This window comes from Thalassobacter sp., from assembly GCF_982993085.1.
In genome coordinates, this window is the sequence record NZ_CEZFMW010000017.1 from 1 (window position 1) to 26700 (window position 26700).

General features: G+C 59.1%; 27 protein-coding genes and 1 tRNA gene. 17 read left to right on the top strand and 11 right to left on the bottom strand.

Features of this window, described 5'->3' with window-relative positions:
* From AC4GMC_RS04520 to AC4GMC_RS04535, 4 genes are all read left to right on the top strand, one after another.
* The coding region (locus tag AC4GMC_RS04520) for an ABC transporter ATP-binding protein (RefSeq protein ID WP_488082269.1) at window positions 1–965 on the top strand (965 nt) is incomplete at its 5' end.
* On the top strand, window positions 962–1726 hold the full coding sequence (locus AC4GMC_RS04525) for an L-iditol 2-dehydrogenase (protein ID WP_487879016.1): 765 nt from the start codon (window positions 962–964) through the stop codon (window positions 1724–1726). The genes AC4GMC_RS04520 and AC4GMC_RS04525, both read left to right, overlap by 4 nt.
* Window positions 1726–3222 (top strand): mannitol dehydrogenase family protein, encoded by a 1497-nt coding sequence (locus AC4GMC_RS04530; protein ID WP_487878462.1) that lies wholly within the window; start codon window positions 1726–1728, stop codon window positions 3220–3222. The genes AC4GMC_RS04525 and AC4GMC_RS04530 overlap by 1 nt, the downstream gene beginning before the upstream one ends.
* Before the next feature lie 31 nt (window positions 3223–3253).
* Entirely contained in the window at window positions 3254–3868 is a 615-nt protein-coding gene (locus AC4GMC_RS04535; protein ID WP_487878461.1) for a nucleoside/nucleotide kinase family protein, read from the top strand.
* On the opposite strand, the gene AC4GMC_RS04540 is transcribed toward AC4GMC_RS04535, so the two are convergent.
* The 5 genes from AC4GMC_RS04540 to AC4GMC_RS04560 form a co-directional block, all read right to left on the bottom strand.
* Window positions 3860–4792, bottom strand: coding sequence for a hypothetical protein (locus tag AC4GMC_RS04540; RefSeq protein ID WP_487878460.1), 933 nt, complete (start codon window positions 4790–4792; stop codon window positions 3860–3862). The genes AC4GMC_RS04535 and AC4GMC_RS04540 overlap by 9 nt on opposite strands.
* Before the next feature lie 15 nt (window positions 4793–4807).
* Window positions 4808–6115, bottom strand: coding sequence for a TRAP transporter large permease (locus tag AC4GMC_RS04545; protein ID WP_487879014.1), 1308 nt, complete (start codon window positions 6113–6115; stop codon window positions 4808–4810).
* 4 nt (window positions 6116–6119) lie between these two features.
* On the bottom strand, window positions 6120–6656 hold the full coding sequence (locus AC4GMC_RS04550; protein WP_487877572.1) for a TRAP transporter small permease: 537 nt from the start codon (window positions 6654–6656) through the stop codon (window positions 6120–6122).
* A 72-nt stretch (window positions 6657–6728) separates the two neighbouring features.
* The gene (locus AC4GMC_RS04555; RefSeq protein WP_487877573.1) at window positions 6729–7706 is read right to left on the bottom strand and encodes a TRAP transporter substrate-binding protein; all 978 of its coding nucleotides are present in this window, start codon (window positions 7704–7706) and stop codon (window positions 6729–6731) included.
* 46 nt (window positions 7707–7752) lie between these two features.
* Window positions 7753–8994, bottom strand: coding sequence for an NAD(P)/FAD-dependent oxidoreductase (locus tag AC4GMC_RS04560; RefSeq protein ID WP_487877574.1), 1242 nt, complete (start codon window positions 8992–8994; stop codon window positions 7753–7755).
* Window positions 8995–9108: 114 nt separating this feature from the next.
* On the opposite strand from AC4GMC_RS04560, the gene AC4GMC_RS04565 reads away from it, so the two are divergent.
* Window positions 9109–9810, top strand: a complete 702-nt coding sequence (locus AC4GMC_RS04565) for a GntR family transcriptional regulator (protein ID WP_487877575.1) — start codon at window positions 9109–9111, stop codon at window positions 9808–9810.
* Entirely contained in the window at window positions 9807–10553 is a 747-nt protein-coding gene (locus AC4GMC_RS04570; RefSeq protein ID WP_487877576.1) for an aspartate/glutamate racemase family protein, read from the top strand. The genes AC4GMC_RS04565 and AC4GMC_RS04570 overlap by 4 nt, the downstream gene beginning before the upstream one ends.
* Before the next feature lie 340 nt (window positions 10554–10893).
* Here the strand turns inward: AC4GMC_RS04570 and AC4GMC_RS04575 are convergent, their stop codons facing one another.
* The 3 genes from AC4GMC_RS04575 to AC4GMC_RS04585 form a co-directional block, all read right to left on the bottom strand.
* Window positions 10894–11541 (bottom strand): SOS response-associated peptidase, encoded by a 648-nt coding sequence (locus AC4GMC_RS04575; RefSeq protein WP_487877577.1) that lies wholly within the window; start codon window positions 11539–11541, stop codon window positions 10894–10896.
* A 3-nt stretch (window positions 11542–11544) separates the two neighbouring features.
* Window positions 11545–12531 carry an SGNH/GDSL hydrolase family protein gene (locus AC4GMC_RS04580; protein WP_487877578.1) on the bottom strand — a complete coding sequence of 329 codons (987 nt, stop codon included), beginning with the start codon at window positions 12529–12531 and terminating at the stop codon, window positions 11545–11547.
* Between the two features lie 105 nt (window positions 12532–12636).
* Window positions 12637–14217 carry a bifunctional metallophosphatase/5'-nucleotidase gene (locus AC4GMC_RS04585; RefSeq protein WP_487877579.1) on the bottom strand — a complete coding sequence of 527 codons (1581 nt, stop codon included), beginning with the start codon at window positions 14215–14217 and terminating at the stop codon, window positions 12637–12639.
* A gap of 105 nt (window positions 14218–14322) precedes the next feature.
* On the opposite strand from AC4GMC_RS04585, the gene AC4GMC_RS04590 reads away from it, so the two are divergent.
* The 8 genes from AC4GMC_RS04590 to hisH all read left to right on the top strand — a co-directional run bounded on the left by AC4GMC_RS04590 (window position 14323) and on the right by hisH (window position 22697).
* Entirely contained in the window at window positions 14323–14661 is a 339-nt protein-coding gene (locus AC4GMC_RS04590; RefSeq protein ID WP_487877867.1) for a DUF952 domain-containing protein, read from the top strand.
* Window positions 14658–15710 (top strand): quinone-dependent dihydroorotate dehydrogenase, encoded by a 1053-nt coding sequence (locus AC4GMC_RS04595; protein ID WP_487877863.1) that lies wholly within the window; start codon window positions 14658–14660, stop codon window positions 15708–15710. The genes AC4GMC_RS04590 and AC4GMC_RS04595 overlap by 4 nt, the downstream gene beginning before the upstream one ends.
* A gap of 188 nt (window positions 15711–15898) precedes the next feature.
* Window positions 15899–19342, top strand: a complete 3444-nt coding sequence (locus tag AC4GMC_RS04600; RefSeq protein WP_487877864.1) for a pyruvate carboxylase — start codon at window positions 15899–15901, stop codon at window positions 19340–19342.
* A 66-nt stretch (window positions 19343–19408) separates the two neighbouring features.
* Entirely contained in the window at window positions 19409–20221 is an 813-nt protein-coding gene (locus AC4GMC_RS04605) for a phosphodiesterase (RefSeq protein ID WP_487877865.1), read from the top strand.
* 140 nt (window positions 20222–20361) lie between these two features.
* On the top strand, window positions 20362–21096 hold the full coding sequence (locus tag AC4GMC_RS04610; protein ID WP_487877866.1) for a hypothetical protein: 735 nt from the start codon (window positions 20362–20364) through the stop codon (window positions 21094–21096).
* A gap of 118 nt (window positions 21097–21214) precedes the next feature.
* A tRNA-Gly gene (locus tag AC4GMC_RS04615) sits at window positions 21215–21289 on the top strand.
* 178 nt (window positions 21290–21467) lie between these two features.
* A complete protein-coding gene (gene hisB, locus AC4GMC_RS04620) occupies window positions 21468–22055 on the top strand; it encodes an imidazoleglycerol-phosphate dehydratase HisB (protein WP_487880461.1) in 588 nt (195 codons plus the stop codon).
* A gap of 3 nt (window positions 22056–22058) precedes the next feature.
* Window positions 22059–22697 (top strand): imidazole glycerol phosphate synthase subunit HisH, encoded by a 639-nt coding sequence (gene hisH / locus AC4GMC_RS04625; RefSeq protein ID WP_487878819.1) that lies wholly within the window; start codon window positions 22059–22061, stop codon window positions 22695–22697.
* Here the strand turns inward: hisH and AC4GMC_RS04630 are convergent.
* Both AC4GMC_RS04630 and AC4GMC_RS04635 read right to left on the bottom strand, forming a co-directional pair.
* On the bottom strand, window positions 22694–23089 hold the full coding sequence (locus AC4GMC_RS04630) for a DUF2147 domain-containing protein (protein WP_487878820.1): 396 nt from the start codon (window positions 23087–23089) through the stop codon (window positions 22694–22696). The genes hisH and AC4GMC_RS04630 overlap by 4 nt on opposite strands.
* 95 nt (window positions 23090–23184) lie before the next feature.
* Window positions 23185–23574: a DUF2147 domain-containing protein gene (locus tag AC4GMC_RS04635; RefSeq protein WP_487878821.1), complete on the bottom strand. Its 390-nt coding sequence runs from the start codon at window positions 23572–23574 to the stop codon at window positions 23185–23187.
* Window positions 23575–23703: 129 nt separating this feature from the next.
* Between AC4GMC_RS04635 and hisA the strand changes: the two genes are divergently transcribed.
* From hisA to AC4GMC_RS04650, 3 genes are all read left to right on the top strand, one after another.
* Window positions 23704–24420 carry a 1-(5-phosphoribosyl)-5-[(5-phosphoribosylamino)methylideneamino]imidazole-4-carboxamide isomerase gene (gene hisA, locus AC4GMC_RS04640; RefSeq protein WP_487878516.1) on the top strand — a complete coding sequence of 239 codons (717 nt, stop codon included), beginning with the start codon at window positions 23704–23706 and terminating at the stop codon, window positions 24418–24420.
* A gap of 110 nt (window positions 24421–24530) precedes the next feature.
* The gene (gene hisF / locus AC4GMC_RS04645) at window positions 24531–25292 is read left to right on the top strand and encodes an imidazole glycerol phosphate synthase subunit HisF (RefSeq protein ID WP_487878515.1); all 762 of its coding nucleotides are present in this window, start codon (window positions 24531–24533) and stop codon (window positions 25290–25292) included.
* Window positions 25292–25600, top strand: coding sequence for a phosphoribosyl-ATP diphosphatase (locus AC4GMC_RS04650; RefSeq protein ID WP_487878514.1), 309 nt, complete (start codon window positions 25292–25294; stop codon window positions 25598–25600). Before hisF ends, AC4GMC_RS04650 begins: the two co-directional genes overlap by 1 nt.
* A 4-nt stretch (window positions 25601–25604) precedes the next feature.
* Here the strand turns inward: AC4GMC_RS04650 and AC4GMC_RS04655 are convergent, their stop codons facing one another.
* Window positions 25605–26504, bottom strand: coding sequence for a DMT family transporter (locus AC4GMC_RS04655; RefSeq protein ID WP_487878513.1), 900 nt, complete (start codon window positions 26502–26504; stop codon window positions 25605–25607).
* Window positions 26505–26700 lie beyond the last annotated feature (196 nt).

Here is a 26700-nt window from a genome sequence, read left to right on the forward strand (position 1 = left end):
ACGTTCAGGTCATTCCACCTTTGGACCTGACCATCCATGACGGTGAATTCACCGTATTTGTCGGCCCCTCGGGCTGTGGTAAATCCACTCTTCTGCGGCTAATCGCCGGGCTAGAGGACATCACCACCGGCCACATCGAGATCGACGGCAAGGATGCCACCTCCCTTGTGCCCGCCAAACGCGGTCTGGCGATGGTGTTCCAATCCTATGCGCTCTACCCGCACATGTCGGTTCGCAAAAACATCGCCTTCCCGCTGCGGATGGCCAAGATGGATAGCGCGGAGATCGACAAACGCGTCAATGCAGCCGCGAGCGTCCTGAACCTGACAGACTATCTGGATCGCCGCCCCGGGCAGCTTTCTGGTGGTCAGCGTCAGCGGGTCGCTATTGGCCGCGCCATTGTACGTGAGCCCGCGGCCTTCTTGTTCGACGAGCCGCTGTCCAACCTTGATGCGGCCCTGCGCGTTGGCATGCGCCTCGAAATCTCGGAGCTGCACAAGCGGCTTGAGACAACGATGGTTTATGTGACCCACGATCAGGTCGAAGCCATGACCATGGCCGACAAGATCGTCGTGCTACAGGCCGGTGTGATTGAACAGGTGGGCACCCCGCTAGAACTGTACCGCGCGCCGCGCAACACGTTTGTTGCAGGCTTCATCGGCTCGCCCCGGATGAACCTGATCGAAGGCCCCGAGGCCGCCAAACACGACGCCGCAACTATTGGCGTCCGCCCGGAGCATATCGACGTCGTCGAAAGCGGTGGGCAATGGCAGGGCACAGTTGGTGTGGCCGAGCATCTTGGCTCTGACACCTTCTTTCACATCCACAACACAGGCCTTGCAGAAACACTGACCGTGCGCGCCATTGGGGACGTGAGCCTACAACATGGTGATACGATCCACCTGAACCCACGTGCCGATGAAATCCACCGGTTCGACGCTCAGGGCCTGCGGATTGCGAAATGAGGCTACAGGGTAAAACCGCGCTGATTACCGGTGCCGCGCGCGGCATCGGCGAAGCCTTTGCCCGGGCCTACATCGCCGAAGGCGCACGCGTTTGTATCGCCGATATCGACATCGCCCGCGCCCGTGAAACTGCCGATGCCATTGGCGCAACCGCGATCCAAATGGACGTCGCTGACCAATCCAGCATCGACGCCGGCGTGGCCGAGGCTATTGCCCAGTTGGGCCACATCGACATCCTTGTGAACAACGCGGCCCTCTTTACCGCCGCCCCCTTGGTTGAGATTGAGCGCGCCGATTTTGGTCGCATCTTTGATATCAATGTCGCGGGTACTTTGTTCACGATGCAAGCCGTGGCCAAACACATGATTGCGCGCGGCAACGGTGGCAAGATCATCAACATGGCCAGCCAAGCCGGTCGTCGCGGCGAGCCGTTGGTCGCGGTGTACTGCGCCAGCAAGGCTGCGGTGATTTCGCTGACGCAATCAGCGGGCCTGAACCTGATTGAACACGGGATCAACGTAAACGCTATCGCACCCGGTGTTGTCGATGGTGAACATTGGGACGGTGTGGACGCCTTTTTCGCGAAGCATGAGGGCAAAGCCCCGGGTCAGAAAAAGGTCGAAGTGGCCGCCGCAGTGCCCTTTGGCCGGATGGGCCGGGCCGAAGATCTTACGGGTATGGCCGTCTTTCTGGCCTCCCCTGACGCAGATTATGTCGTTGCACAGACTTACAATGTGGACGGCGGGAATTGGATGAGCTGATGAATACGCAAAACCTGCGCAGCACGCGGACCAAGCTGTCGAATGCTACACTTGGCGCGCTGCCTGCGGATATCGTAACACCTCGTTACGACCGCGCGGCCCTCACACCCGGTATCGTCCATATCGGCGTGGGCAACTTTCACCGCGCCCATCAGGCGTGGTATCTGCATCGCCTCATGCAGGCAGGTGAGGCGCTCGATTGGGCTATCATCGGTGCAGGCGTTCGTCCCTTTGACGAGGCACAGCGTCAGAAACTCGCTCAGCAAGATTACATGACCACATTGGTCGAATTGTCCCCCGACGGCCGCTCAGCAGAAGTGGTTGGATCGATGATCGACTATCTGCCGATTGAGCCGGGGAATGGCCCGCTGATTGCGCGCATGACGCAGAGCGATATCCGCATCGTTGCCCTAACCGTCACCGAAGGCGGGTATTACATCGACCCAGTGACCAAGGCATTTGATGCCCTGCACCCTGATATGGTCCATGATGCAGCCAACCCCGACACGCCGAAAACAGCGTTCGGGGCAATGGTCGCGGCCCTGCGCGCACGGCGCGACGCGGGCCTTGGCCCCTTTACCGGCATGAGCTGTGATAACCTGCAAGGCAACGGCGAAATCCTGCGCCAAACGGTCGTATCGCTGGCACGGATGTCCGACCCGGCGTTGGCCGATTGGATCAATGAAGCATGCACATTCCCCAACTCGATGGTGGATTGCATCGTTCCCGCCACAGGCCCCCAAGAGTTGGACCTGATCCAAACCTTCGGTGTCGATGATGCGGTCCCCGTGACCCATGAAAACTTTCGCCAATGGGTGATCGAGGATGCGTTCTGCGCAGGCCGCCCCGCATGGGACAAAGCGGGCGCAACATTTACCGACGCGGTCCACGATTTTGAGGCGATGAAAATTCGTATCCTCAACGGTGGGCACCAGATCATTGCGGGCGCTGGTGAAATGCTCTCGCTCAAGACGATCGCGGATTGCATGGGGCATGACAGCGTCGCGGCCCTGTTGTCCAAGGTCACGCATACTGAGATCGTGCCCTTGGTCAAAGCTGTTCCCGGCATGACGCCCGACGTCTATACCGACCTGATCGCGCGCCGGTTCTCGAACCCCGAGATTGTGGATACGACGCGCCGCGTGGCCTTTGACGGGGCTTCCCGCCAGCCGGGCTTCATTGTGCCCACCATTCGTGACGGTCTGGCCGCCGGCACACCCGTTGAGGGGCTCGCGCTTGTGTCCGCTGTCTGGGCGCGTATGTGTGAAGGCACCCGCGAAGACGGCAGCACGATTGAACCAAACGACCCCTTCTGGGACGATCTGAACACAGTGGCAAAAGCCGCCAAAACCGACCCACAGGCATGGCTGGCTCAAAAGCAATACTACAGCGATCTCGCGAGCGAGCCGCGGTTTGCGACCGCCTTCTGCGAGTGGCTTGCGATGATCTGGCGTGACGGACTGGAACGCACAATCGCCGTGTACCTCGCGCGCTAGACCTGCGCCCATTGGCCCAGCGGATACCCTGATGACCCAGATTACGCCTGAAACTCTGCTCAAAGAGATCGATGCATTAGGTGGTCAAAACCGTAGGCTGATCGCAATTGCGGGAGCGCCTGGTTCCGGCAAATCGACCTTGGCCGAGGATTTGGCACGTCGGCTTGGCCCCACCGCCGCCGTGATGCCAATGGATGGGTTCCACCTAGACAACGATGCCCTTCATGCGATGAACCTGTTTCATCGCAAAGGCGCGCCTGAAACGTTTGATGCCGACAGCTTTGTGACCCTGATCAAGCGGTTGCACAGCGAGCAAAGCGTGCCCTACCCCACATTCGACCGCACTGCCGACCAAACCGTCCCCGCGGGCGGGCAGATTGACGAAGCCACTCGTATTGTGCTGGTTGAGGGGAATTACCTCTTACTGAACCAACCTCCGTGGGACGGCTTAGCAGGGCTGTTCGACATGACCGTGCGCTTAATCGTGGATCATGAAACCCTCGCCGCGCGGCTGATCGACCGCTGGATTGACCATGGGCTCAGCCCTGAGCAAGCTCGCCAGCGAGCGCTTGGAAATGACATGGTCAACGTGACCTATGTTGACGCCCATTCGTTTGATCCGGACTACGTCATCCGCTCAAGCTGAGGCGGCACTGCGTTGCAATCGCGACAGTAGGACCGGGGTCAAATACATCGGAACTTGGTAGCAGCCGACGAAAATCATCAAAGGCGCCGCGACCTCCTCCGGAAGGACAATCAAAAACAGCGCGATGTTGCGGTTTCCCGCGTAGATCGCGGTGGGCACGGGGATATCCCAGTGACGCGCCTGCGACAGCCACATGGTTGCCGCAACAAGTATGATGTTGATGATCAGCGCTGCCAACAGCCAGCCCGCCAAGGCCAATGGATCGCTGCGCAACAAAGGGCCAATCGCGCTCATTAATCCAACAACCACAATGGCCAACAAGAGCGCGGCACTGCCGTCCAACGCGCCTTGGGGACGGGGTGCAGCAAGCGCTGGAAATGCGCGGCGGATGGCAAACCCTGCGCCTACGGCCGACAAGATTGCGACCAATAACCCAAGCGACATCCAAAGCGCGCTTAGCGCGCCACCGCCAGCGGGATCAAGGATCAGAAGGATCGGCAAAGCGGTCAGTGGAAATAGCGCAGTGCCCAACACCAACAGCCGCATCCCCGCCGCCGGGTCTTGGCCCATCATGATGGCAAAATTTGGCGCCCCTGTCAGCGACGGGGCGGCCAACATCAGGCACACAGCCAAGGCAATAGGCCAATCCAGCGCCCCAAACGCGCCAAGGACGCCAACCACCGCCAATGGCAAACCCATTTGCAGCAGGCCAATCCGGATCAGTGCAGGTCGCACATCATCCAGATGCCCCAGCGCCTGACGCGCCCCAACACGAACCCCCGTCACACACAGTAAAAGTGCGATAAGCGGCCCGACCCACGGACGCAGAACCTCGGATAGGGCCGGCACAAACAGCCCCACCAACAGGCCCACGATCAGGCAATAGCGCCCGTGGCGTGCGATCCAGATGAGGGATCCCACCAAGAAATGAAGCACTTTCTAGGGGGCCTGCCGCATATTCTCTGGCAACCACATCGCGATGTCTGGGAACCAAATCAGGACAAAGCACATCAGGACCATGATCAGGAACATCGGGAACGCCGCGCGGGTGATATAGCCCATTTCATGCTCCGTCATGCCCTGTAGCACGAACAGGTTGAACCCGATGGGCGGCGTAATTTGCGCCATCTCAACCACGACGACCACAAAGATGCCGAACCAGATCAGGTCGATGCCGGCCTCGCGGACCATGGGTTCCACCACGGCCATGGTCAGGACCACCGATGAAATCCCATCAAGGAACATGCCTAGGATGATGTAAAACACCATTAAGATCATCAAAAGTTCAAACCGCGATAGCTCCATCGTTGCGATCCCGTCGGCCAGCGCGCGCGGCAGCCCCGTGAACCCCATCGCCAGCTTCAAGAATGCAGCCCCTGCAAGGATCAGCGCGATCATTGCGGATGTCCGCGTGGCGCCCATCAAGCTTTCGGAAAAAGTGCTCCAATTCAAAGAGCCCTGCCCTGTGGCCAAAGCCAGTGAGCCGATGACCCCGATGGCCGCCGCCTCAGTCGCCGTGGCAAGGCCCGCATACATCGACCCGATCACGACAAAGATCAGCAACAAGACCGGGATCAGAAACCGCGAATTCGCGAGCTTTTGCCCAAAGGACATGCCGGTTTCTTGCTGGGGAGCCCAGTTGGGCGACAGCCACGAATAGGCCGCAACATAGCCCATGAACATCAAGGCCAGACACAGGCCCGGAAAGACGCCCGCAAAGAACAACTGCGTGATGGATTCGTTCACGGTGACGCCATAGACGATCAACGCCAGTGACGGCGGGATCATCAGGCCCAGCGTGGCCGCGCCCGCTAGCGTGCCAATGATCATTGCCTCCGGGTAGTTGCGAGAGCGCAGCTCGGGGATGGACATCTTGCCCACCGTCGTCAGAGTCGCCGCAGACGAGCCAGAGACAGCGGCAAAGACCGTACAGCCCACGATGTTTGTGTGCACCAAGCCGCCCGGCAGCCGCGCCAGCCACGGTGACAGGCCGCGGAACATGTCCTCTGATAGGCGGGTGCGGAACAGAATTTCACCCATCCAGATGAACAGCGGCAGCGCCGTAAGCGTCCAACTGGAGGATGACGCCCAAATAGTGGTGATCATGGTGTCGCCTACAGGACGGCTGGTGAACAGCTCCATCCCGACCCACGCGACGCCCATCAGGGCAAGGCCAACCCAGACGCCTGAGCCCAGCAACAGGAACAAAACGAAGAGGAACAGCGCGATTGCATAGAGTTCGTCCATCGGGCTACTCCGCGAAGCTTTGATCGACGAGATCGCGCTTAATGCGGTGATCCCCTCGGAAGATGACATGAACAAGGTGATCTGTGAGCGAGATGGCCAATATGCCCCCGCCGATCACCATGACAGATTGTGGTATCCAAAGGGGCGTGGCGTCCTGCGCTTGGCTGACCTCATTGAATTTCCACGACCAAAACGTGAACCAATAGGCGTAGTAGGTGAAATACCACATCACTGCGCTCGCGATGCCAAAGCACCAGACCTCTAGCCAGCGGCGCGCGACCTTTGGCAGCGCATTCAACACCAGCGACACGCGGATATGCGATCCACGGTTCAGTGCATTGGCAAAGGCAAAAAAGCTCGCGGCGGCCATGGAATAGCCTGCGTAGTTCGCCGCGCCAGGGAAAATCTCTCCGGTCCAACGGGCAACCATTTGCGCGACAATAAGAAGAAGGATCGCAATCAGACACAGGGCGGCCAGAACTCCGGCGGCTAGGTACAGAAAGTCGAGCGTGCGGCGCAAGCCGCGTAAGGCAGCGGTCATGGTACTCTCTTGGACGTTTGGAAAAGGAAACGGGCCAGCCCTGCTTTGGACTGGCCCGAGAAAGTTTTGATCTTATTGCGCGTTGTAGGCGTCGAGGATCGCGGCACCGGTTTCACCGGCGGCCTCCAGCCATTCGGCGGCCATGATCTCACCGATTTTGCGCAGATCACCCATCAGTTGTTCACCTGCGGGCTGAACGCTCATGCCGCCAGCGGCAAGACCAGCCATCGTAAAGCCAGTGTATTCCTTGGCGCGCCAAGTACCGGCATATTCAGCCATCGATGCACAGGCGTTGATGACGTTTTTGTTCTGCTCGGACACGCCGTCCCAGACGTCGTTGTTGATCAGCATGTAGTTGCGCGGCAACCATGCATCGACCGAATAGAAGTGGCTGAGGCTTTCCCAGACCTTGCGGTCGTAGCCAGTTGCGCCCGACGACACCATGGATTCCGCCACACCTGTTGCAAAGGCTTGGCTGATCTCAGCCGCTTCAATCGACACGGGCAGCATTTTGGTCAGCTCAGCCATACGTGCCGTTGCATTGTTGTAGGACCGGAACTTCAGACCTTCCATGTCAGCGACCGAGTTCACTTCTTTGTTGAAGTACAGACCCTGTGGTGGCCACGGCACCGAGTACAGCATGGTCATGTTCTGCTCAGCCAGCAGCTCATTGAGATGCGGCTTTGCAGCGGCATACAGCTTGTCATGCTCATCAAACGACGACACGAGGAACGGCACGGAATCCCAGCCGAAAATCGCGCTCTCGTTTTGGTGGCCGGACAACAGACGCTCACCCAAGGGGACTTGGCCCGTTTGAACGGCACGTTTGATGTCACCGCCCGCAAAAAGCGAACCCGAAGGGTGCGTTGTGACTTCGATGTCGCCGCCTGTGCCGGTGGTCACGCATTTCGCGAACTCAGCACCCGTCACAGAGTGAAAGTTGGAGCCCGAATAGGCCATCGGCAGGTCCCACTTTTCCTGCGCCATTGCCGGCATCGCTAGCATCGTGGTCGCCGCAAGTGCGACGCATGTTTTTGTGATTTTGGTCATTTTTAGTCTCCCGGTTGTCTCTTTTATTTTTTGTCTCGTTGCAGTTTTAGCCAAAGCGCATCGGATCGAAAGCAGCCAAATCGCTATTTACCGGCTGGTCCGCAACAAGACCTGCAACGATCCTTCCTGTTTTGGGTCCGCCGGTCAATCCAATGTGGTGATGGCCAAAAGCCGTGTACACGCCAGAGCCGCGCACCTGCCCAATCAGGGGCAGACTGTCGGATGGCGCAGGCCGGTGCCCCAGCCATTCCACCTCGCCGGTGGCCTTTAGCTCCGGAAACGCGGATTTCGTGTGTTTGCGCAACAGATCAAGCGCAGCTTTCGAAGCGCCAGCCTCTAGGCCGCCAAATTCGACCACCCCCGCACACCGCAGACCTGCGGCCATCGGCGTGGCCACGAACTTACCGCTTGCGACCATAATGGGGTGCGAAGGTCCGCCCGTCGCATCCTCAAATATGATGTGATAGCCGCGCTCAGTCTCAATCGGGATCGAAAGACCCAGCTTCTTCATCAAGGGCTTGGACCAAACGCCCGTCGCCAAAATGGCGCGATCACAGGAAATGGTGCCTGCATTGGTTTGAACGGATGTGATTTTGTCGTCCGTCAGGTCAAAATCCTTGATCTCGGCTTGGATGATCTTGCCGCCCAGCGCCTCAAACACCTTGGCCAGTGCTTTGACGTAGCCACCCGGATCGCGGATGTAGCCGTGGTCCTTCATGGTCGCCAAAAGGCCAACGCTGGGGGACAGGTTTGGCTCATACTCACGCACCGCCGCACCCTCGCGCAGTTCGGGCACAAAACCGGCGTCCCGGCGCAACCCCCATGTGTAGGCATCCCCCTCAAACGCGGCGCGGTTCGCGTAGGCAAAGGAATAGTCGCAGTCGTTAACCCAATCCTGCGCGCCCGTATCGGCAACCAGCGATTTGTGCTGCGCCACGGTGTCGGCGACAATTTCTGTCAGCCCCTTTGAAATCCGGCGTGTGTCACTGTCGTTGGCGTTTGACAGGTACTTGAGCAGCCAAGGCATCAGCTTGGGCAAGTATCCCCATTTCAAAAACAATGGGAACTCGGGGTCAGCCAGCATGCTGGGTGCCTTGCGCACAAGGCCGGGCGCGGTAACGGGCGCCACGGAACAGGCGGCCAAAACGCCAGCGTTGCCATGGGATGTGCCCTCGCCCGGCGCAAGCCGATCGATGATTGTGACCTCCGCCTGCCCCATACGCCGTAGCCAAATCCCCGCGGAAACCCCAACGATCCCCGCTCCGGCGATAATCACGTGTTCGGGCATGCTTTTCTCCGGCTATCCAAATCGCATTCAGTGCTGTATGCAATTCAAGCCACAGTGCTGCCGACATTACAAGGCTGAGGCTCCTTTTTGCGACGCTACTAAAAACGAGACACTTTGAAACCTGTAAAACAGAACACAGATGGCTCCGTAAGCGCGCTCTATGCCCAGCTGCGCGAAATGTCGGCATCTTTTGCGTTTAAGCCCGGCCAACGGATCAACGAATCCGCCTTGTCACGCGACCTTGGCGCAAGTCGTACGCCCCTACGAGAAGCCTTGAACCGATTGGTTGCCGAGGGATTAGTCGATTTCCACGCGGGGCGGGGTTTCTTTTGCCGCGCCCTGTCCGAGACCCGTATTCAGCATCTTTATGATGTGAGGGTCGCGATTGAATGCCAAGCCGTCCGCCAAGCGACCCAGTGCGCGCGTACTGCGGACTTGGACGCCATCGACTTGGCGCTGGATCAAGCACATGATGAATACCAGAGCTGCACCGCTCCCATCCGTCTGATGGAACTGGACGAGGCGTTTCATATGCAATTGACCGCCCTTACCGGAAACGTGGAATTACAAAGCCTGCTCGCCACAATCTACGATAAAGTCCGCTTTGTGCGTATCGCTGACCTACGCCGTAGACAGGCAGAGGGTCGATCCACGATAGATCGCCACAAACGTATCATTGCAGTGATGCGCACCGGCGATGGCATGGCCGCATCCGAGGCCATGCGCGATCACATCCAAGAGCGTGCCCAGCACGCAGCCGAGGCTGTTCGCCTTGCTTATGCAGATATTTACGCCCCACAGGAGGCCTCCGAATGACCACACGAGGTGGAAAAACAGTCTTTGGCGCGAGCGTCGGGATTTTAATGCTGAACACCCGGTTTCCGCGCATTCCCGGTGATATCGGCAATGCCGCGACGTGGCCTTTTCCAGTGCACTACAAGGTCATCCCCGCAGCCACGCCCGACAACGTTGTGCGCGGGGATGCCACGCCCTTGCTTGGGGCTTTTATCGACGCCGGGCGCGAGCTGCTTGAATTGGGTTGCGACGGGATCGCGACCAACTGCGGGTTTCTTGTGCCGTTTCAAACCGAAATGTCGCGCGCCCTTGGGGTGCCGGTGGCCTCCTCGTCGTTGCTACAGGCACCTTTGATCCGGATGTCCCTACCTGCGGATCAAACGCTGGGGATTTTAACCATTTCGTCCGAAACCCTAACGACCGCCCACCTGGATGCCGCGGGCATCCCGCATGACACCCCTGTCGGGGGCACAGGGGCGGGGTCGCACTTTACGACACGGGTGCTCGGCGATGCAGATGAGATCGATTTTGAACAAGCACGCGCCGACAACGTCACCGCGGCGCTGCGGTTGGTCCAAGACCACCCGAATATCGGGGCGATCTTGTTGGAATGCACCAATATGGTGCCCTATGCCGCCGATATCCGCCGCGCGACCGGGCGACCTGTGTTCTCAATCTATACTTATCTTTTATGGTTCCAAGCGGGCCTCTTGCCCCGACGCTTCCCAACCAATCTAGATGATGTCCCCTTTGCAACGTTATGAGCGATCATCGCATCCCCCAGATGCACGTACACCGCGTCTCGATCCCTGCGCGCGCGGTGCATTCGCATGGTACAGGTGATGTCGGCGGTATCAACGTAGCCTTACCTGAGCTGCCAACCGACAGCGGGCTGACCGGCAGGGGCTAGGCCTCGCCCGTGTTCACCGGCACACAAGAGCGTACAACCAATCAGTCGACAGTGTTTGGTGATCCACATGCCACGACCTTTGTGGATCTGAATATTGCAAAGGCCTGCGTAGGGAACAACTTCCCCACAGATATAGGCCCTATGGGGGATGCGCGGCGCAGGCCAAAAACCTGTCGCGCTTTTACTACGAAACCTCAGGCCTCTTCGATCAACTCGGGGCCGCATGCTCGGTTCGAATTGACGGCGCGGTCAACGGCGTGCCGGGCGATACGACCTTCGGGGGCTGCGTGCATCAAACGCGCCGCACCGCGCCCGCCTTCACCAAGCCACAAGGCCCAATCATCGGGGGCAATGGTGACCGGCTCGCGGTGATGGATATCTACCATAGACGGCCCCGCCGCACAGGACACGATCGCGCAGGTCACAAGGTCCTGCCATTCCTGCCAAATACCGGCAAAGACCATGGGGCTGCCGTCGAAATTATAGAAATAGTGCGGCCAGCGAAGCCCCTCATCATCCTTGGTCCATTCATAAAAGCCAGAGGCCGGGATAAGGCAGCGCCGGGTGCGACACGCCTCTCGAAAGGCGGGTTTGTTCGCGATGGTTTCGGCCCGCGCATTAATCAAAAGCGGGCCATCGTTAGGCTGTTTGTACCACGACGGAATAAACCCCCAACGCATCGCCCGTAGACGCCGCGATTGCCCATCGCTGACCACAGTCGCGACCGGATTGGTGGGGCAGACGTTGTAGTTGGGAACCTCGGGCAAATCATTGCCCAAGGTCGCGTTGAACAGATGCGCCATGGCATCGTGGGGCAACGTATGTGCAAACCGCCCACACATCGCTTAGGACGTGCGGCCCTTGCGCGCGGCACCAACTGCACCCAGTACTGCCAAGGCTGCCAGCAGGCTCCAGGCGCCCGCGGGCAGCGGCACAGGTGAGACGAGAAGCGAGCTTTGATTGGCCCCCTGACGGAAGGCATCCGCAATCAGGCTATGGGCTACACCATTGGGGTGCACGCTGTCCCAAAACAAGAAGCGATCGGCCTGCCCGCCCGCAATACACGCAAGCGTAGATAGGCAGGCGTCCGTGACGTTGGTGATACCGGCGGCTCCCGGATCGGCCAGAAGCCCACCGCTAAGAGCGGCAAAATCAAACAGCCGCACATCATTATACAGCGCAGGGTTCGCCACAAACTGCTGGGCCATGATTTCATTAAAAGCCGCAGTCGCGGTGCTGGCGGCTTGCGGATCGCTATCGCCCTCAATCTGCACGCGAGGCGTCACGGATACATCGATGGAATTGACCAGCACAAGATCGCGCAGGCCAAGAGCCGCAAGCGTCTCGACCTGACCGCGCACAGCCCGGGCAGCCGTCCGCGCCAGTTGCAACGCATCGGGCAGTTTGGCAGCCGCAAACAGATCATTGCCCCCAAAGAACAACACCCCCAAAGGCCGTGGACCTAAAAGTGCTGCATTTGCCGTTTGCGTGAATCCTTTGAACAGGTCGACCTGAAAGGCCAAATCCGGTGAAGCGTCCGCATCCGTCACGGCTTTTGCCCCCCCAAACGCAAGATTGAGCGACAGACGCCCCGCGTTGGTGAAATCCTGCCCGACCTGATCGGCCCAAACCGCATCGTTCGAGAATTGGCCGTTAAAGTATGGCGGTGGCGGGAACGTGCCCCCCGATTGGGCAAAGATGTTACCCGTATCGCTGAGACTGTCGCCCAAAACGACAAGGCTTGAATAGGTGTTTGGCAACGTGGCGGCGGGGGCGGCCACGGTCCACAGGGCCGCAATAGTGGCCACGAATGTTTTGGTTTTTGAAAACATGATCTCTCCTTCCAGAGAAAAAGTGCGGCAAAGGCGCCGCACACCTTGGTGCAAAATGCGCGGGGCGATCTAGACCGCCGCGCGCGATATCACTGACGCATGGCGTTACTTGGCCGTGATGCGACCATCCGTGTAGGGCGTGTAGCTGCCCCCTTTGGCAGCGATATAATCTGCCAACACCTGCTCAACACCGGGGCCGAAATCATAGGCATCCGTTGCAGTTGCAAACATCGCATAGCCGTCGCCGCCATTGCGCATATAGTTGTTGGTGACCACGCCGTAGGTCGCATCAAGGTCAATCGGCGCACCACCCACCATAACGTCCGACACCCGTGATCCGGGGGCGGCACTGGCGTCAAACGCGTAGGTCATGCCGGACACCTGCGGAAAGCGGCCCGCACCCTCCTCGACTTGGCTGACCCCATTTTCAAGTGCAGCCACAATATTCGCGCCAGTGGTGGTAAAGGTCGCAAGCGTGTTTTGGAACGGCAGCACCGTCAGGACTTCGCCCATTGTGATTTCGCCTGCGTCGATCGAGGCGCGTAGCCCCCCACCGTTCTGGATCGCCACTTGGACGCCCTGTGATTTGACCCGGTCCAGCAGGGCATCCGCCACCAAGTTGCCCATCGCACATTCCACCGCGCGACAGACTGCGCGATCACCTTCGATAAAGGCCGTGGTATCGCCGATGACTTGCGCCTTCAGCTCTTCAATTGGGCCCGCCAATTCAGCTACTCGGGCCGCAATGGCTGCGTCCGGTGTCACGCTTGCGTCAATCAAAATGGTGTCGCCCGTGGCCGACGTCACATTGCCGTCCGCGTCAAACTCTAGCACCAAATGGCCCACATATTTGCCATAGGCCCGCGCCTGCACCACGGGCGTGTCGCCTATCATATGAGGATACGAAAACAACGCGCCCTCATCGGTGTTGGAAAACAGAGTGTGCGAATGCCCGCCCACCACAGCGTCAATACCGTCAACGGCTTCGGCGATTGCAAAATCCTTGGGCGCGCCCACGTGGTTCAGCGCGATGATCTTGGTCACGCCATCGGCCTCAAGGGTGGCGACATCTGCGGCCAACGCATCGATCTCATTTTGGAAAATGACGTTTGGACCCGGCGAGGATGTTTCAACTGTGTCCGTGGCCAGCGCCGAGATAATCCCGATCTTTTGGCCACCAACCTCTAGCACGACATGATTACCGACCTTGCCATTCAAGACGTTCGATTGGCTTACGTCCAAATTCCCGGAGATCACGGGAAAGGAAACCATATCAATGAACTCGGCCAGCTTTTCCGGTCCATCGTCAAACTCATGGTTGCCCACCGCCATGACGTCAAAGCCAATGGCCTCCATCATCTCGGCCTCAACCGCGCCCTTATAGGTCGTGTACATCAGTGAACCTTGGAACTGGTCGCCTGCATCCAAAGTGATGACGTTTTCACCCGCCAGTTCGGCGCGCTTGGTGTCCAGAAATGTTTTGAGCCGGGCAGCACCGCCAAAGCATTTGCCTTCGGCATCGTCCTCGGCCCCACAGGTTCCATCAAACCGCGAAATAGGCTCAATCCGGCTGTGCAGATCGTTGATATGCAAAATGTGCAGCGTGTAGCCATCCGCCACCGCCGTGCCCGCGCCAAGCGTTGTCGTCATCGCCAAAGCCGCCGCTGTCGTAAGAAGTTTTTTCATTCTACGATTCCCCTGTTTTAAAGCCGGAATGGTGGCGCGAACCTCTTTGCAAGTCAAAGTCTGAGATGTCTTGACGTTGCGGCTTGGTGGGTGCATCTGCGAGGCATGCTGATTTACAAGATTTTCCGCCGTGCCGAGTGGGCGACACTCCGCGCCACAGGCCTCACACGCGGCGCTCCCGTGGACCTCACGGATGGCTACGTCCATTTTTCCACCGCAGAACAGGCCCGCGAAACCGCGGCCAAGCACTTTAAGGGCGAGGCCGACTTGGTCCTGGCCGCGGTTGATACCGGTACCCTGGGCGATGACCTTAAGTGGGAGGTATCGCGTGGCGGTGCCGAATTCCCCCATCTGTACCGTGTGTTGCGCATCACTGATGTCGCTTGGACGCGCCGCCTGCCCCTGCGCGACGGCGCGCATGTTTTCCCGGATGAAATGCAATGATCGAAGCTCTTGGCCTGCGGGCACTGCGCGCGTTTGACCCCGAAACCGCCCATGGGCTGGCCCTAAAGGCGTTAAACGCAGGGCTTGGGCCAAAACCCGGCCCTGTCACCAGCCAACGGTTGAAATGCACCATTGCCGGATTGGAATTTCCAAACCCCGTCGGGCTGGCTGCCGGGTTTGACAAGAACGCCACGGCCTTGGCAGCGCTGTCCAAGGTGGGTTTTGGGTTTCTTGAGGTTGGCGCGGCCACGCCCTTGCCCCAACCCGGAAACCCCAAACCGCGTCTGTTTCGCCTGACGGAGGATCGCGCAGCGATCAACAGGTTCGGGTTCAACAATGACGGCGCGGATGTCATCGCTGACAGGCTGATGGCCCATAACCCCACAATTCCCGTGGGGCTGAACCTTGGGGCCAATAAAACCAGCACAGACCGTGCAGGCGACTTTGCCCGGGTGATTGCGACCTGTGGGCCCTATGTTGATTTCGCTACGGTCAACGTGTCCTCGCCCAACACCGAAAAGCTGCGCGACCTACAGGGCAGAGCTGCCCTGACAGCCCTTTTGACCGGGGCACTAGAGGCACGCGATGCGCTGCCCAAACGTATTCCGCTGTTCCTCAAAATCGCGCCGGATCTATCCCCGGCGGAGCTAGAAGATATCGCCGAGGTCGCAACATCCCTCAAGCTGGACGGGATCATCACGACCAACACAACGCTAGACCGCACTGGCCTGCAATCGCCCCACGCGGGCGAGGCCGGTGGCCTGTCCGGTGCACCACTGTTCGAACGTGCGACCCGTGTGCTGGCGCAAATGTCCAAACTGACCGACGGGCAAATGCCGTTGATCGGTGTGGGCGGCGTGCGTGACGCGGACACGGCGTATGCAAAAATCTGCGCAGGTGCGACTGCGGTGCAGCTATATACGGCCCTGGTTTATGCGGGGCCGTCGTTGATTGCGGATATCGCGCGGGGCTTGGATGCGCGGATGCGCGCAGATGGCCACACCACGCTTGAACAGGCTGTGGGCTCGCGCCGAAGCGACTGGCTGTAGCCCACGCCTAGGTTTCCCAAAGGAAACCCTCTGCGTGTTCAAAGCGCAATCTGCGTCACATAACCGTCATACTTACGTAGTCCTTGGTATTGGCGAGGTGTTCGGTGCAATCTAGGCATTGTGCACCTGCAGCGTGGGATTCTTCCCACCCCAGACACCCGTGTCTGAAGACCAAGAGGACCTGATCTATGGCCGACTTCCAAAAAATCCTCATAGCCAACCGAGGCGAAATAGCCATCCGTGTGATGCGTGCCGCCAACGAGTTGGGCAAACGCACCGTGGCGATATACGCCGAAGAGGACAAGTTGAGCTTGCACAGGTTCAAGGCCGATGAAGCCTATAAGATTGGCGAAGGCATGGGCCCTGTGGCCGCCTATCTGTCCATCGAAGAAATCATCCGCGTCGCTAAAGCCTGTGGCGCCGACGCAATCCACCCGGGCTACGGCTTGCTGTCGGAAAACCCAGACTTCGTGGACGCCTGCGCCAACAACGGCATCACCTTTATCGGCCCCAAGGCCGAAACGATGCGCAAACTGGGTGACAAAGCCTCGGCCCGGAAGGTCGCAATGGAAGCGGGTGTGCCGGTTATCCCTGCCACCGAAGTTCTGGGCGACGACATGGCCGCCATCAAGAAAGAAGCCGCTGAAGTGGGTTATCCGCTGATGCTCAAGGCATCTTGGGGTGGTGGCGGACGCGGCATGCGTCCGATCTATTCCGAAGATGAGCTTGAAGAAAAGGTCCTAGAGGGCCGCCGCGAGGCCGAGGCCGCATTTGGCAACGGTGAGGGGTATTTGGAAAAAATGATCACCCGCGCGCGCCACGTTGAGGTGCAAATCCTCGGCGACAGCCACGGCCAGATCTATCACCTGTATGAGCGTGACTGCTCGGTGCAGCGTCGCAACCAAAAGGTCGTAGAACGCGCGCCTGCGCCCTACCTCAGTGGTGCCCAGCGCGAAACGATCAACAACCTCGGCAAGAAAATCTGCGAACACGTGAATTACGAGTGCGCAGGCACGGTCGAGTTCTTGATGGATATGAACACCGGTGAGTTTTACTTCATCGAAGTGAACCCCCGCGTGCAGGTCGAACATACTGTGACCGAAGAAGTCACGGGCATTGATATCGTCCGCGCCCAAATCCTGATTGCCGAGGGCAAATCACTGGTTGAGGCCACGGGCATCGCCAGCCAGTACGACGTTCAGTTGAACGGTCACGCGCTGCAGTGCCGCGTCACGACCGAAGACCCGCAGAATAACTTTATCCCTGACTATGGCCGCATCACAGCCTACCGCGGTGCCACAGGTATGGGCATCCGCCTCGATGGCGGCACAGCCTATTCCGGCGCGGTCATCACTCGCTACTACGACAGCCTGTTGGAAAAAGTCACCGCTTGGGCCCCTACGCCCGAAGCTGCGATTGCGCGGATGGACCGTGCCCTGCGTGAATTCCGTATTCGGGGTGTATCGACAAACATCGCGTTTGTAGAAAACCTGCTCAAGCACCCGACGTTCCTGAACTACGAATACACAACCAAGTTCATCGACGACACGCCCGCGCTGTTTGATTTTCAACAACGCCGGGACCGGGCCACGAAAATCCTAACCTACATCGCTGAGATCACGGTCAACGGCCACCCAGAGACCGAGGGCCGCCCCCGCCCCGCCGCTGACATCCGTGCGCCCAAGCCGCCGGTCAAACTGGGCACACCCTTTGCCGAGGGCACGCGCCAGATCCTAGACGCCAAGGGCCCACAAGCGGTGGCGGATTGGATGAAGGCCCAGCCGCAACTGCTGCTGACCGACACCACTATGCGCGATGGCCACCAGTCCTTGCTTGCGGCGCGGATGCGGTCCATCGATATGATCCGCTGCGCGCCTGCCTATGCCAGCAAACTGCCGCAATTGTTGTCGGTGGAATGTTGGGGTGGCGCGACCTTTGACGTGGCCTACCGGTTCTTGCAGGAATGTCCGTGGCAGCGGCTGCGCGACATCCGCGAAGCGATGCCGAACATCATGACGCAGATGCTTTTGCGTGCGTCCAATGGTGTGGGCTACACCAATTACCCTGACAACGTTGTCCAAGGCTTTGTGAAACAAGCCGCTGAGACCGGCGTTGATGTGTTCCGCGTGTTCGACAGCCTTAACTGGGTTGAAAACATGCGTGTGGCGATGGATGCCGTGATCGCCGCCGATAAGGTCTGCGAAGGCACCATTTGCTACACCGGTGACATCCAAGACCCGAACCGCGCCAAATATGACCTGAAATACTATGTCGCGATGGCCAAAGAACTTGAGGCCGCAGGCGCCCATGTTTTGGGCCTGAAGGACATGGCGGGCCTGATGAAGCCGGGTGCCGCCAAGCAATTGGTCAAGACACTTAAGGAAGAAGTCGGCCTGCCGATCCACTTCCATACGCACGATACGGCCGGGATCGCATCCGCCAGCATCGTTGCCGCAGCCGAGGCCGGTGTGGATGCCGCCGACGTCGCGATGGACAGCTTTTCGGGCAACACATCACAGGCAACGTTCGGCACAGTCGTGGCTGCGCTGCAAAACACGGATCGTGACACCGGGATCGATATGGCAGCAGTCCGCCAGATCGACACCTACTGGGACGCGGTGCGTGCGCAATACCAAGCCTTTGAAAGCGGGCTTCAGGCGCCATCATCCGAGGTTTACCTCCATGAGATGCCCGGTGGTCAATTCACGAACCTCAAGGCGCAGGCGCGCTCGCTTGGCTTAGAGGATCGCTGGCACGAAGTGGCGCAAATGTACGCCGACGTGAACCAGATGTTTGGTGACATTGTGAAGGTCACACCATCATCGAAGGTCGTTGGTGACATGGCGTTGATGATGGTGTCGCAGGGGCTAAGCCGGGCCGAGGTTGAGGATCCGAAAAAGGACGTGGCCTTCCCCGACAGCGTGATCGACATGATGCGCGGCAATCTGGGCCAGCCTCCCGGTGGGTTCCCGGATGCGATTGTGAAAAAGGCGCTCAAAGATGAGGCCCCGAGCACCGAACGTCCGGGCAAGCACCTTGCCCCCGCAGACATGGCAAAAGTGCGCGCCGAGCTAGAGGCCACTGTCCCCGGCGTCGACTTCGACAATGAGGACCTGAACGGCTACCTCATGTATCCCAAGGTCTTTACAGACTACGCCCAGCGCCACGAAACCTACGGCCCCGTGCGCACCCTGCCCACGCCCGTGTTTTTCTATGGGATGGAACCCGGCCAAGAGATCGAGGCCGAGATCGATCCCGGCAAATCCCTTGTGATCCGCATGCAAGCCGAGGGCGAAACCAATGCTGATGGCGAGGCCAAGGTGTTCTTTGAGCTGAACGGTCAGCCGCGCGTCATCCGCGTGCCCAACCGCAAGGCCGTAGGCACTGCTGTCAAAATGCCCAAGGCAGAGTTCGGCAACCCCAACCACATCGGCGCACCAATGCCCGGCGTCGTGGCCAGTGTGGCTATTCAGGCCGGGGCTGAGATCAAAGAAGGCGATCTGCTGCTGACGATTGAAGCCATGAAGATGGAAACCGGTATCCATGCCGAACGGGATGCCACGGTCAAGGCAGTGCATGTTTCGCCCGGTGGGCAAATCGATGCAAAAGACCTGCTAATCGAACTGGAATAGCGCCCCAACAGGCGTTACCGGCTGTCCGGCGGGGCATCACTGCCCCGCCATACGGAGCCTTCATCCATGCACAAAATCCTTGTCCTTACGGATCTTCACATCACCCCGCCCGGTGAGTTGATCATCGGGCTTGATCCGGCAGAGCGGCTCGCGCGTGTATTGGATGCGATGCGCGCCGCACATGCGGATGCCGACCACCTGCTGATCCTAGGGGATTTGGTCCACTACGGCACCGCCGAGGAATACGCCCGCCTCCGCGCTCTTTTGCGTGACTTGCCGTGGCCCACCACGTTCATGATGGGCAACCACGATGACCGTGACACCTTTCGCGCCACGTTTCGGCAGGCAGGCGTGGATAGCAACGGCTTTGTGCAAAGCCGCATCAGCCTGCCCCATGCACATATCCTATGCCTCGACACGCTGGCCCCTGACGCCAAGCCGCGCCACAGCGGCTTTTTGTGCGCGGATCGGATGGACTGGCTGCGCGCTGAATTGGCACTTGCCCCCGGCACCCCCAAGATCGTGGCCCTGCACCATCCACCGTTCATCACCGGATTTGACGGAATGGACCACATCGGGTTGGTGAACCGCACGGAGGTCATCGAAACACTACAGGCTTGTACAGACGTGCGGCTGGTGATCTCGGGTCACATTCACCGCACGATCATGGCAAGTGCGGGTGGCCTGCCGATGGCGGTGTTCAAGAGCCCCTGTCACCAAATGCCGCTGCAATTAGGGGCGGGCACATCCGGCCTGTCGATCGATGAAAGCGGCGCATATGGCCTGCTGTTGGTTGGCCCTGACGGTGATATCTGTGTCCACACTGAGGACGTCGCCACCCACAAGGCTGCCATACTCGATGATATCGCCAGCCAGTGATTGACCACAATCGCGCGACAATCCCCCAATAATCGAGAGACATGTAACCATTTCGGCCCATTGGCCCCAATTTTGGACGTATCTGTGCCGCAGATTTGCCGCACGCGGTATGTACCAAAGGGGGGCAAAAGGAGTCCGCAATGACACATCGCTTCATTAAGTCCGAGGATGGTGCCATCACCGTCGACTGGGTCGTTCTGACGTTTGGGGTCACGATTACGGGCCTCGCCATGATGGGGACCATTGGCCCGTCGCTCGGTCGTATGGCCGTTTCCGTCGTAGACGCGCTAGAGGCCACGGTCGGCTCTATCTATGAAGGGTCGACCATCGTGGCGTACCGGTCAAACTATGACTTTGCCGGTGATACAAGCGCGTGGACGGGCGCGAGTTCCACTTATGTGGACGGATTTGGCGAAGTGCTGGGCCCGATTGCGGGCAGCGGCGGGTTAGAAAGCGTCACGACAAGCTTTGACATCGGTTCGGAGTCCGAATCCGCCACGCTGACATTCGATTTGCTGGCTTTCGACAGCCTCGATGGCGAAGACGCGGTTTTGTATATTGATGGGGTTGAGGTCGGCCGCATGACCTCGGACCAAGGCTACCTGACGTGGACGCCGGGCGACGTTGAGGGCATTACCCTGAGCGCCACCACCCTATCCGAAGGCCAACACTTGGGCGGCATGCAAAACGACACAAGCCAGAATTGGTGGCGTGACGCCGCCAGCCGGATCACGATTACGGTCGATGATCCCGGTGCCACCCTTGATTTCGGATTTGGCTCCACCGCGAACCAAGACGTCTCTGATGAAAGCTGGGCGATCGACAATTTCATCATCGAATCCACCGTAGCGGCCAGCACCGAACCTCTCGGATAACAGCATTTCGATACATCGATGCGCTTGACCCAAGGTCGCACAGAAATTTTACATCGGAAGCGCATTTTTCTCTTGCAGCCATCCGCCCACGAAAGTAGATCACCCACACGCTAAGTGAGCGGGCGTAGCTCAGGGGTAGAGCATAACCTTGCCAAGGTTAGGGTCGGGCGTTCGAATCGCCTCGCCCGCTCCAATTAGCCGGCCACACACCCCATGTGGCAAACACTCAGGTCGCCTTCGGGCGGCCTTTGTTGTTTCTGGGCCCCTGAAACAGTTGGCCAACCAGCCACAGCCGCCCGCAAATCGTGACACGCCCCTTGGCCCGTCCGAACCACCCGCCTATAGAGACCCCAATGGCAGACGGAGGCCCTATGCGCAGCGCAACCATCACCCGCACCACCGCGGAGACCGACATCACTGTTGAGATCAATCTCGACGGCACTGGTATCTATGACAACCAAACCGGCGTGGGCTTTTTTGACCACATGCTAGATCAACTGTCGCGCCACGCGCTGATCGATATGAAAATCCGCGCAAAGGGTGATTTGCACATCGATGATCACCACACGGTTGAGGACGTAGGCATCGCACTTGGCCAGGCGCTCAGCAAAGCGATGGGCGACAAGCGTGGCATCGTACGCTATGGCGCGTGCCTTTTGCCCATGGATGATGCACTGGTGCGCGCGGCCCTCGATCTGTCAGCCCGTCCGTTTCTGATTTGGAACGTGACCCTGCCGACCCCCAAGATCGGGACATTCGACACCGAATTGGTGCGTGAATTCTTTCAAGCACTGTCCACACACGGCGGCATCACGCTGCACGTGGATCAGTTGCACGGGATCAACAGCCACCACATCGCCGAAGCCGCTTTCAAGGCAGTGGCCCGTGCCCTACGCGATGCGCTGGAAACAGACCCGCGCAAAGCCGATGCCGTGCCCTCAACCAAAGGCGCGCTTTAAACGATGCGCACCGTTCTGATCGATTACGACAGCGGCAATCTGCACTCTGCTGAAAAAGCGTTTCAGCGGATGGCCCAAGAGGTCGACGCAGGTGAAGTCATCGTCTCGGACAAGCCCGAGGATATCGCCCGCGCCGATCGTATTGTTCTGCCAGGCGACGGCGCGTTTCCAGCGTGCCGTGCGGGCCTTCGCAGTTTTGACGGGCTTGAAGACGCCGTCATAGAAGCCGTCACCCGCGACGCAAAACCCTTTATGGGGATTTGCGTGGGCATGCAGATGCTCGCCACTTGGGGGCGTGAGTATGAGGACGTGCAAGGCTTTGACTGGATCGACGGTGAGGTCGTGCGCATCACCCCCTCTGATCCCGCACTGAAAGTTCCGCACATGGGTTGGAACGACCTGATCGTAACGGGTGAACACCCTGTTTTATCAGGCATCAAAACCGGCGATCACGCTTATTTCGTCCATTCCTATCATATGGATGTGACACACCCGGCGGACCGTTTGGCCCACGTGGATTATGGCGGCGATGTTACAGCTATCGTGGGCCGGGACACCGTGATCGGCATGCAATTCCACCCGGAAAAAAGCCAGGAAGCCGGGCTACGGATGATCGCAAACTTTCTGACGTGGCGCCCCTAACGGAGCCGCGTCCAGACCTGCGTGCCGCGCATCAATCCGACGCGACCCTTTACCTCCAGCTGTTCCCCCGACAGCGTCAGGGCGACATTGGAGGTCGTGACGTTCAAGATCGGCACATAGGCCGCGCCACCGCCAAAGGTGCCATTGTCCTGCGGCTTCATATCCCAAAAGAGCATTCGACCAATATTGCGGGTCGTGACTTCAGCCCCTGACGGGTCAAAGGCACGCAGCACGCGCCCGCAGTATCCCGCCCCGCAGGGTGCCACTTCGATGTGAGAGGTCAGATCTTTGCGATCCGGCTGCGTCTGCCAAATCCCGACAATACTGTCCTTGGCATAGGCAGGTGCACTGGCCCAGAGGCCGAAAACACAAGCCAAAACAATACTACGCATAATCCATCTCCCGGGACGATATCATCGTATATTGGGAGAGCGCGGCGCCACACAAGGCGACGCCGAAAAACGGGCTTAAACCCGCGTTTTTCCGCCTAGTTCAACTTGGTCCACGTGCCCCCATCGCGGCAGATCCCAAACACACAGCCCGAGACAGACAGCGTATCGCCGCTGAGTTGCAGCTTAGAGTTATAAGTCTTGCCCCGGTCGGGTGAAAAAACCTTGCCGCGGTATTCACCGTCCCCACGTGGCTTGGTCGCAGAGATAATGTTGGACCCGGTGTGATCCGACGGAATCACTGCGCCTGCACTGTTGAATGATTTCACCAATGTCCCACACAACGCATCGCCACAGGGGGCCACCTCGACATGGCCAAAGTTGCCATTGTCGTCTTTGGCTGTTTGCCATGTCCCCAAAAGCGGCTCGGCGCAGGCCGTGCCTAGCATCAAAAGGCTCGCCGCAGTGGCGGTCAGCATCGTTTTCATTGGTGTCCTCCCTCAGGTTGCACAAACCAAAGCGCACACCGCGACCTGCTGTCCAGTATGACGTACCGGCACTTGCCCTAGCGGCTCCGTTCGGCCAAAAGAAACGCGCAACACACAAGGGCCTCAACCATGATCCTCTATCCAGCGATTGACCTCAAAGACGGCAAAGCCGTGCGCCTCTTGCACGGGGAAATGGACAGCGCCACTGTGTTCAACGACAGCCCCGCTTCACAGGCCGCAGCCTTTGCGGATGCTGGGAGCGAATGGTTACATTTGGTGGATTTGAACGGCGCCTTTGCAGGCACGCCCGTCAATGGCGCCGCCGTTGAGGCGATCTTGGCCGCGACCAACCTGCCCGCACAATTGGGCGGCGGTATCCGCGATATGGCCACCATCGAGATGTGGCTGACCAAGGGTATTGCCCGCGTCATTCTGGGCACCGTTGCTGTAGAAAACCCCGATCTGGTGCGCGAGGCCGCCCGCGCGTTTCCCGGCAAAGTTGCCGTCGGCATTGATGCCCGCAATGGCCGTGTGGCGACCAAGGGCTGGGCCGAGGAAACGGATGTCATGGTCACCGATCTGACCAAATCGTTTGAGGACGCAGGCGTCGCCGCGATCATCTATACCGACATCAACCGTGACGGCGCGATGCAAGGCCCCAATGTTGAGGCGACCGCAGCCCTCGCGCAGGCGACGCAGATTCCAGTCATCGCCAGTGGCGGGGTCTCTTCGCTAGAGGACTTGATCGCTTTGCGCGACACCGGCGTGATCTCGGGCGCAATTTCGGGCCGCGCGCTATATGACGGGGCCCTTGACCTATCCGCCGCCCTCAAAGCACTGGCCTAAGGTGCAGAATTACAGTGGGTCGCGGCGATACGCGGCCCATTTGCCCCTACCCTTGCGCGCCAATCTTGCCTAGTAGATGAGGCATCACGACCACGAGGAGGGCATCCGCAATGCTCAAAACCCGCATTATTCCCTGTTTGGACGTGGCCGAAGGGCGCACGGTCAAAGGCGTTAACTTCGTCGATTTGATCGACGCAGGAGACCCGGTGGAACAGGCGCGTGCATATGATGCCGCCGGCGCGGATGAGCTGTGCTTTCTTGATATTCGGGCCACACATGAAAACCGTGGCACGATGTATGATCTGGCCACCCGCACGGCCGAGCAATGCTTTATGCCACTGACGATTGGCGGCGGGGTGCGCACCGTCGAGGACGTGCGCAATCTGCTGTTGGCGGGGGCCGATAAGGTTAGCTTCAATTCAGCAGCCGTGGCCGACCCCGATTGCATCGCCCGCGCCGCCGACAAGTTCGGCAGCCAATGCATTGTCTGCGCCATCGACGCCAAAACCGTAGCCCCCGGCAAGTGGGAGATTTTCACCCACGGTGGGCGCAAATCCACTGGCATTGATGCCGTTGAATTTGCTAAAACCATAGCCGCCAAAGGCGCAGGCGAAATCCTTCTGACCTCGATGGATCGGGATGGAACGCGGGCAGGTTTTAACCTGCCACTGACCCGAGCGATCAGTGACGCAGTATCTGTGCCCGTAATCGCCAGCGGCGGTGTCGGCACGTTGGACCACCTTGTTGAGGGCGTGACCCAAGGCGGGGCCAGCGCGGTTCTTGCCGCGTCGATTTTCCACTTTGGCGACTACACCATCCGCGAAGCCAAAGAACACATGGCTGCCGCGGGCATCCCAATGAGGCTGAATTGATGCATACTATCGACACGCTTGCCGCCACTATCGCTGCCCGTGCCAGCGCGGAACCAGACAGCTCTTGGACCGCCAAGTTGCTGGCCAAGGGTCCCGAGAAATGTGCCGAAAAGTTCGGAGAGGAAGCGATTGAAGCCGTGATTGAGGCCGTAAAAGGCGACAAAACGGCCCTGACGTCGGAGGCCGCGGATGTTCTGTTTCATCTGCTGGTGATGCTGCAATCGCGTGGCGTGACACTGGGCGATGTCTGCGCTGAGCTGGACCGGCGCGCTGGCACGTCCGGCATCGCCGAAAAGGCCGCGCGCTAAGCCGTTAGCCAAACAGGATCAGGGCCAGAACGCTGGCGCAGATCAATGCGATACCAGCGTATTCGCGCGGTGTGCTCCGCTCAGAAAAGACAAAATAACTGATGATCATGGAAAAAATCAGCTCCACCTGCCCCACCGCATTGACGTAGGCCGCCGATTGCAGCGTGTAAGCCGTGAACCAGCCCATCGATCCCAGCATAGAGGCCACGGCGACCATAGCTGTCAGGCGCCACCGCACGAAAACTGCGCGCAACTGATCCTGCTCACGCCAAAGCATCCACCCCAACAAAATCACTGTCTGAAATGCCGTGGCGCAGGCAAGTGTGATGCTTGCGCGGATCAGCGGATCATCCGACGTCACCGCCAGTGACGCCCCGCGATACGCAGGACCCGAGATTGAGAAAATCACCCCCGAAGCAAGGCCAATTAGACTTGCGCGGCTGATCAGGTCACGCCACGTGAATCGCGCGGCCTGCCCCGACAACGCAAGCACGCCACAGAACCCAAGCGCGATGGCGGCAATACCATAAGCCGACACGCTATCGCCCAGGATGAGGTAGCCCGAGAGAACAGTCAGCATCACCTCAGTCTTTTTGAAAGTCATGCCCACAGCGAAATTGCGATGTGAGAACAAGATCACAACTGCAACCGTGCCCAAGATCTGCGACAGCCCACCCACCGCGACATAGCCCCAATACCCAGGCCCCAGCGCCGGCAGACCCCCGGTTTGGGCGTTGGAGTAAAGAAACGCGCCGAAGCCGACCACAGGCGCGGCATAGACGAACCGAGAAAATGTTGCGGCAGCCGTGCTAAGCCCTGCATCTTTGACCTGCTTTTGCAGCATAAATCGCAGCGACTGCACAAAGGCCGCAAAGACGGCAGCGTATATCCACAGATATTCCATAGCGCTTCTTCGCACGCGCGCAGGGGATGCACCAGCGGCCGGAAGGCCCTGCTTCGGCGACGACATTGAGCGCCACGCACCGTTTCCAAATAGTTAACAGTTTGTTTGCGCAATCGATGTATGTTCGGAGGAATGCGAACAATAGAAGAGCGTTAACCTCATTTTAGCCGACTTCAGGGCTTAAATGAGGCGACAA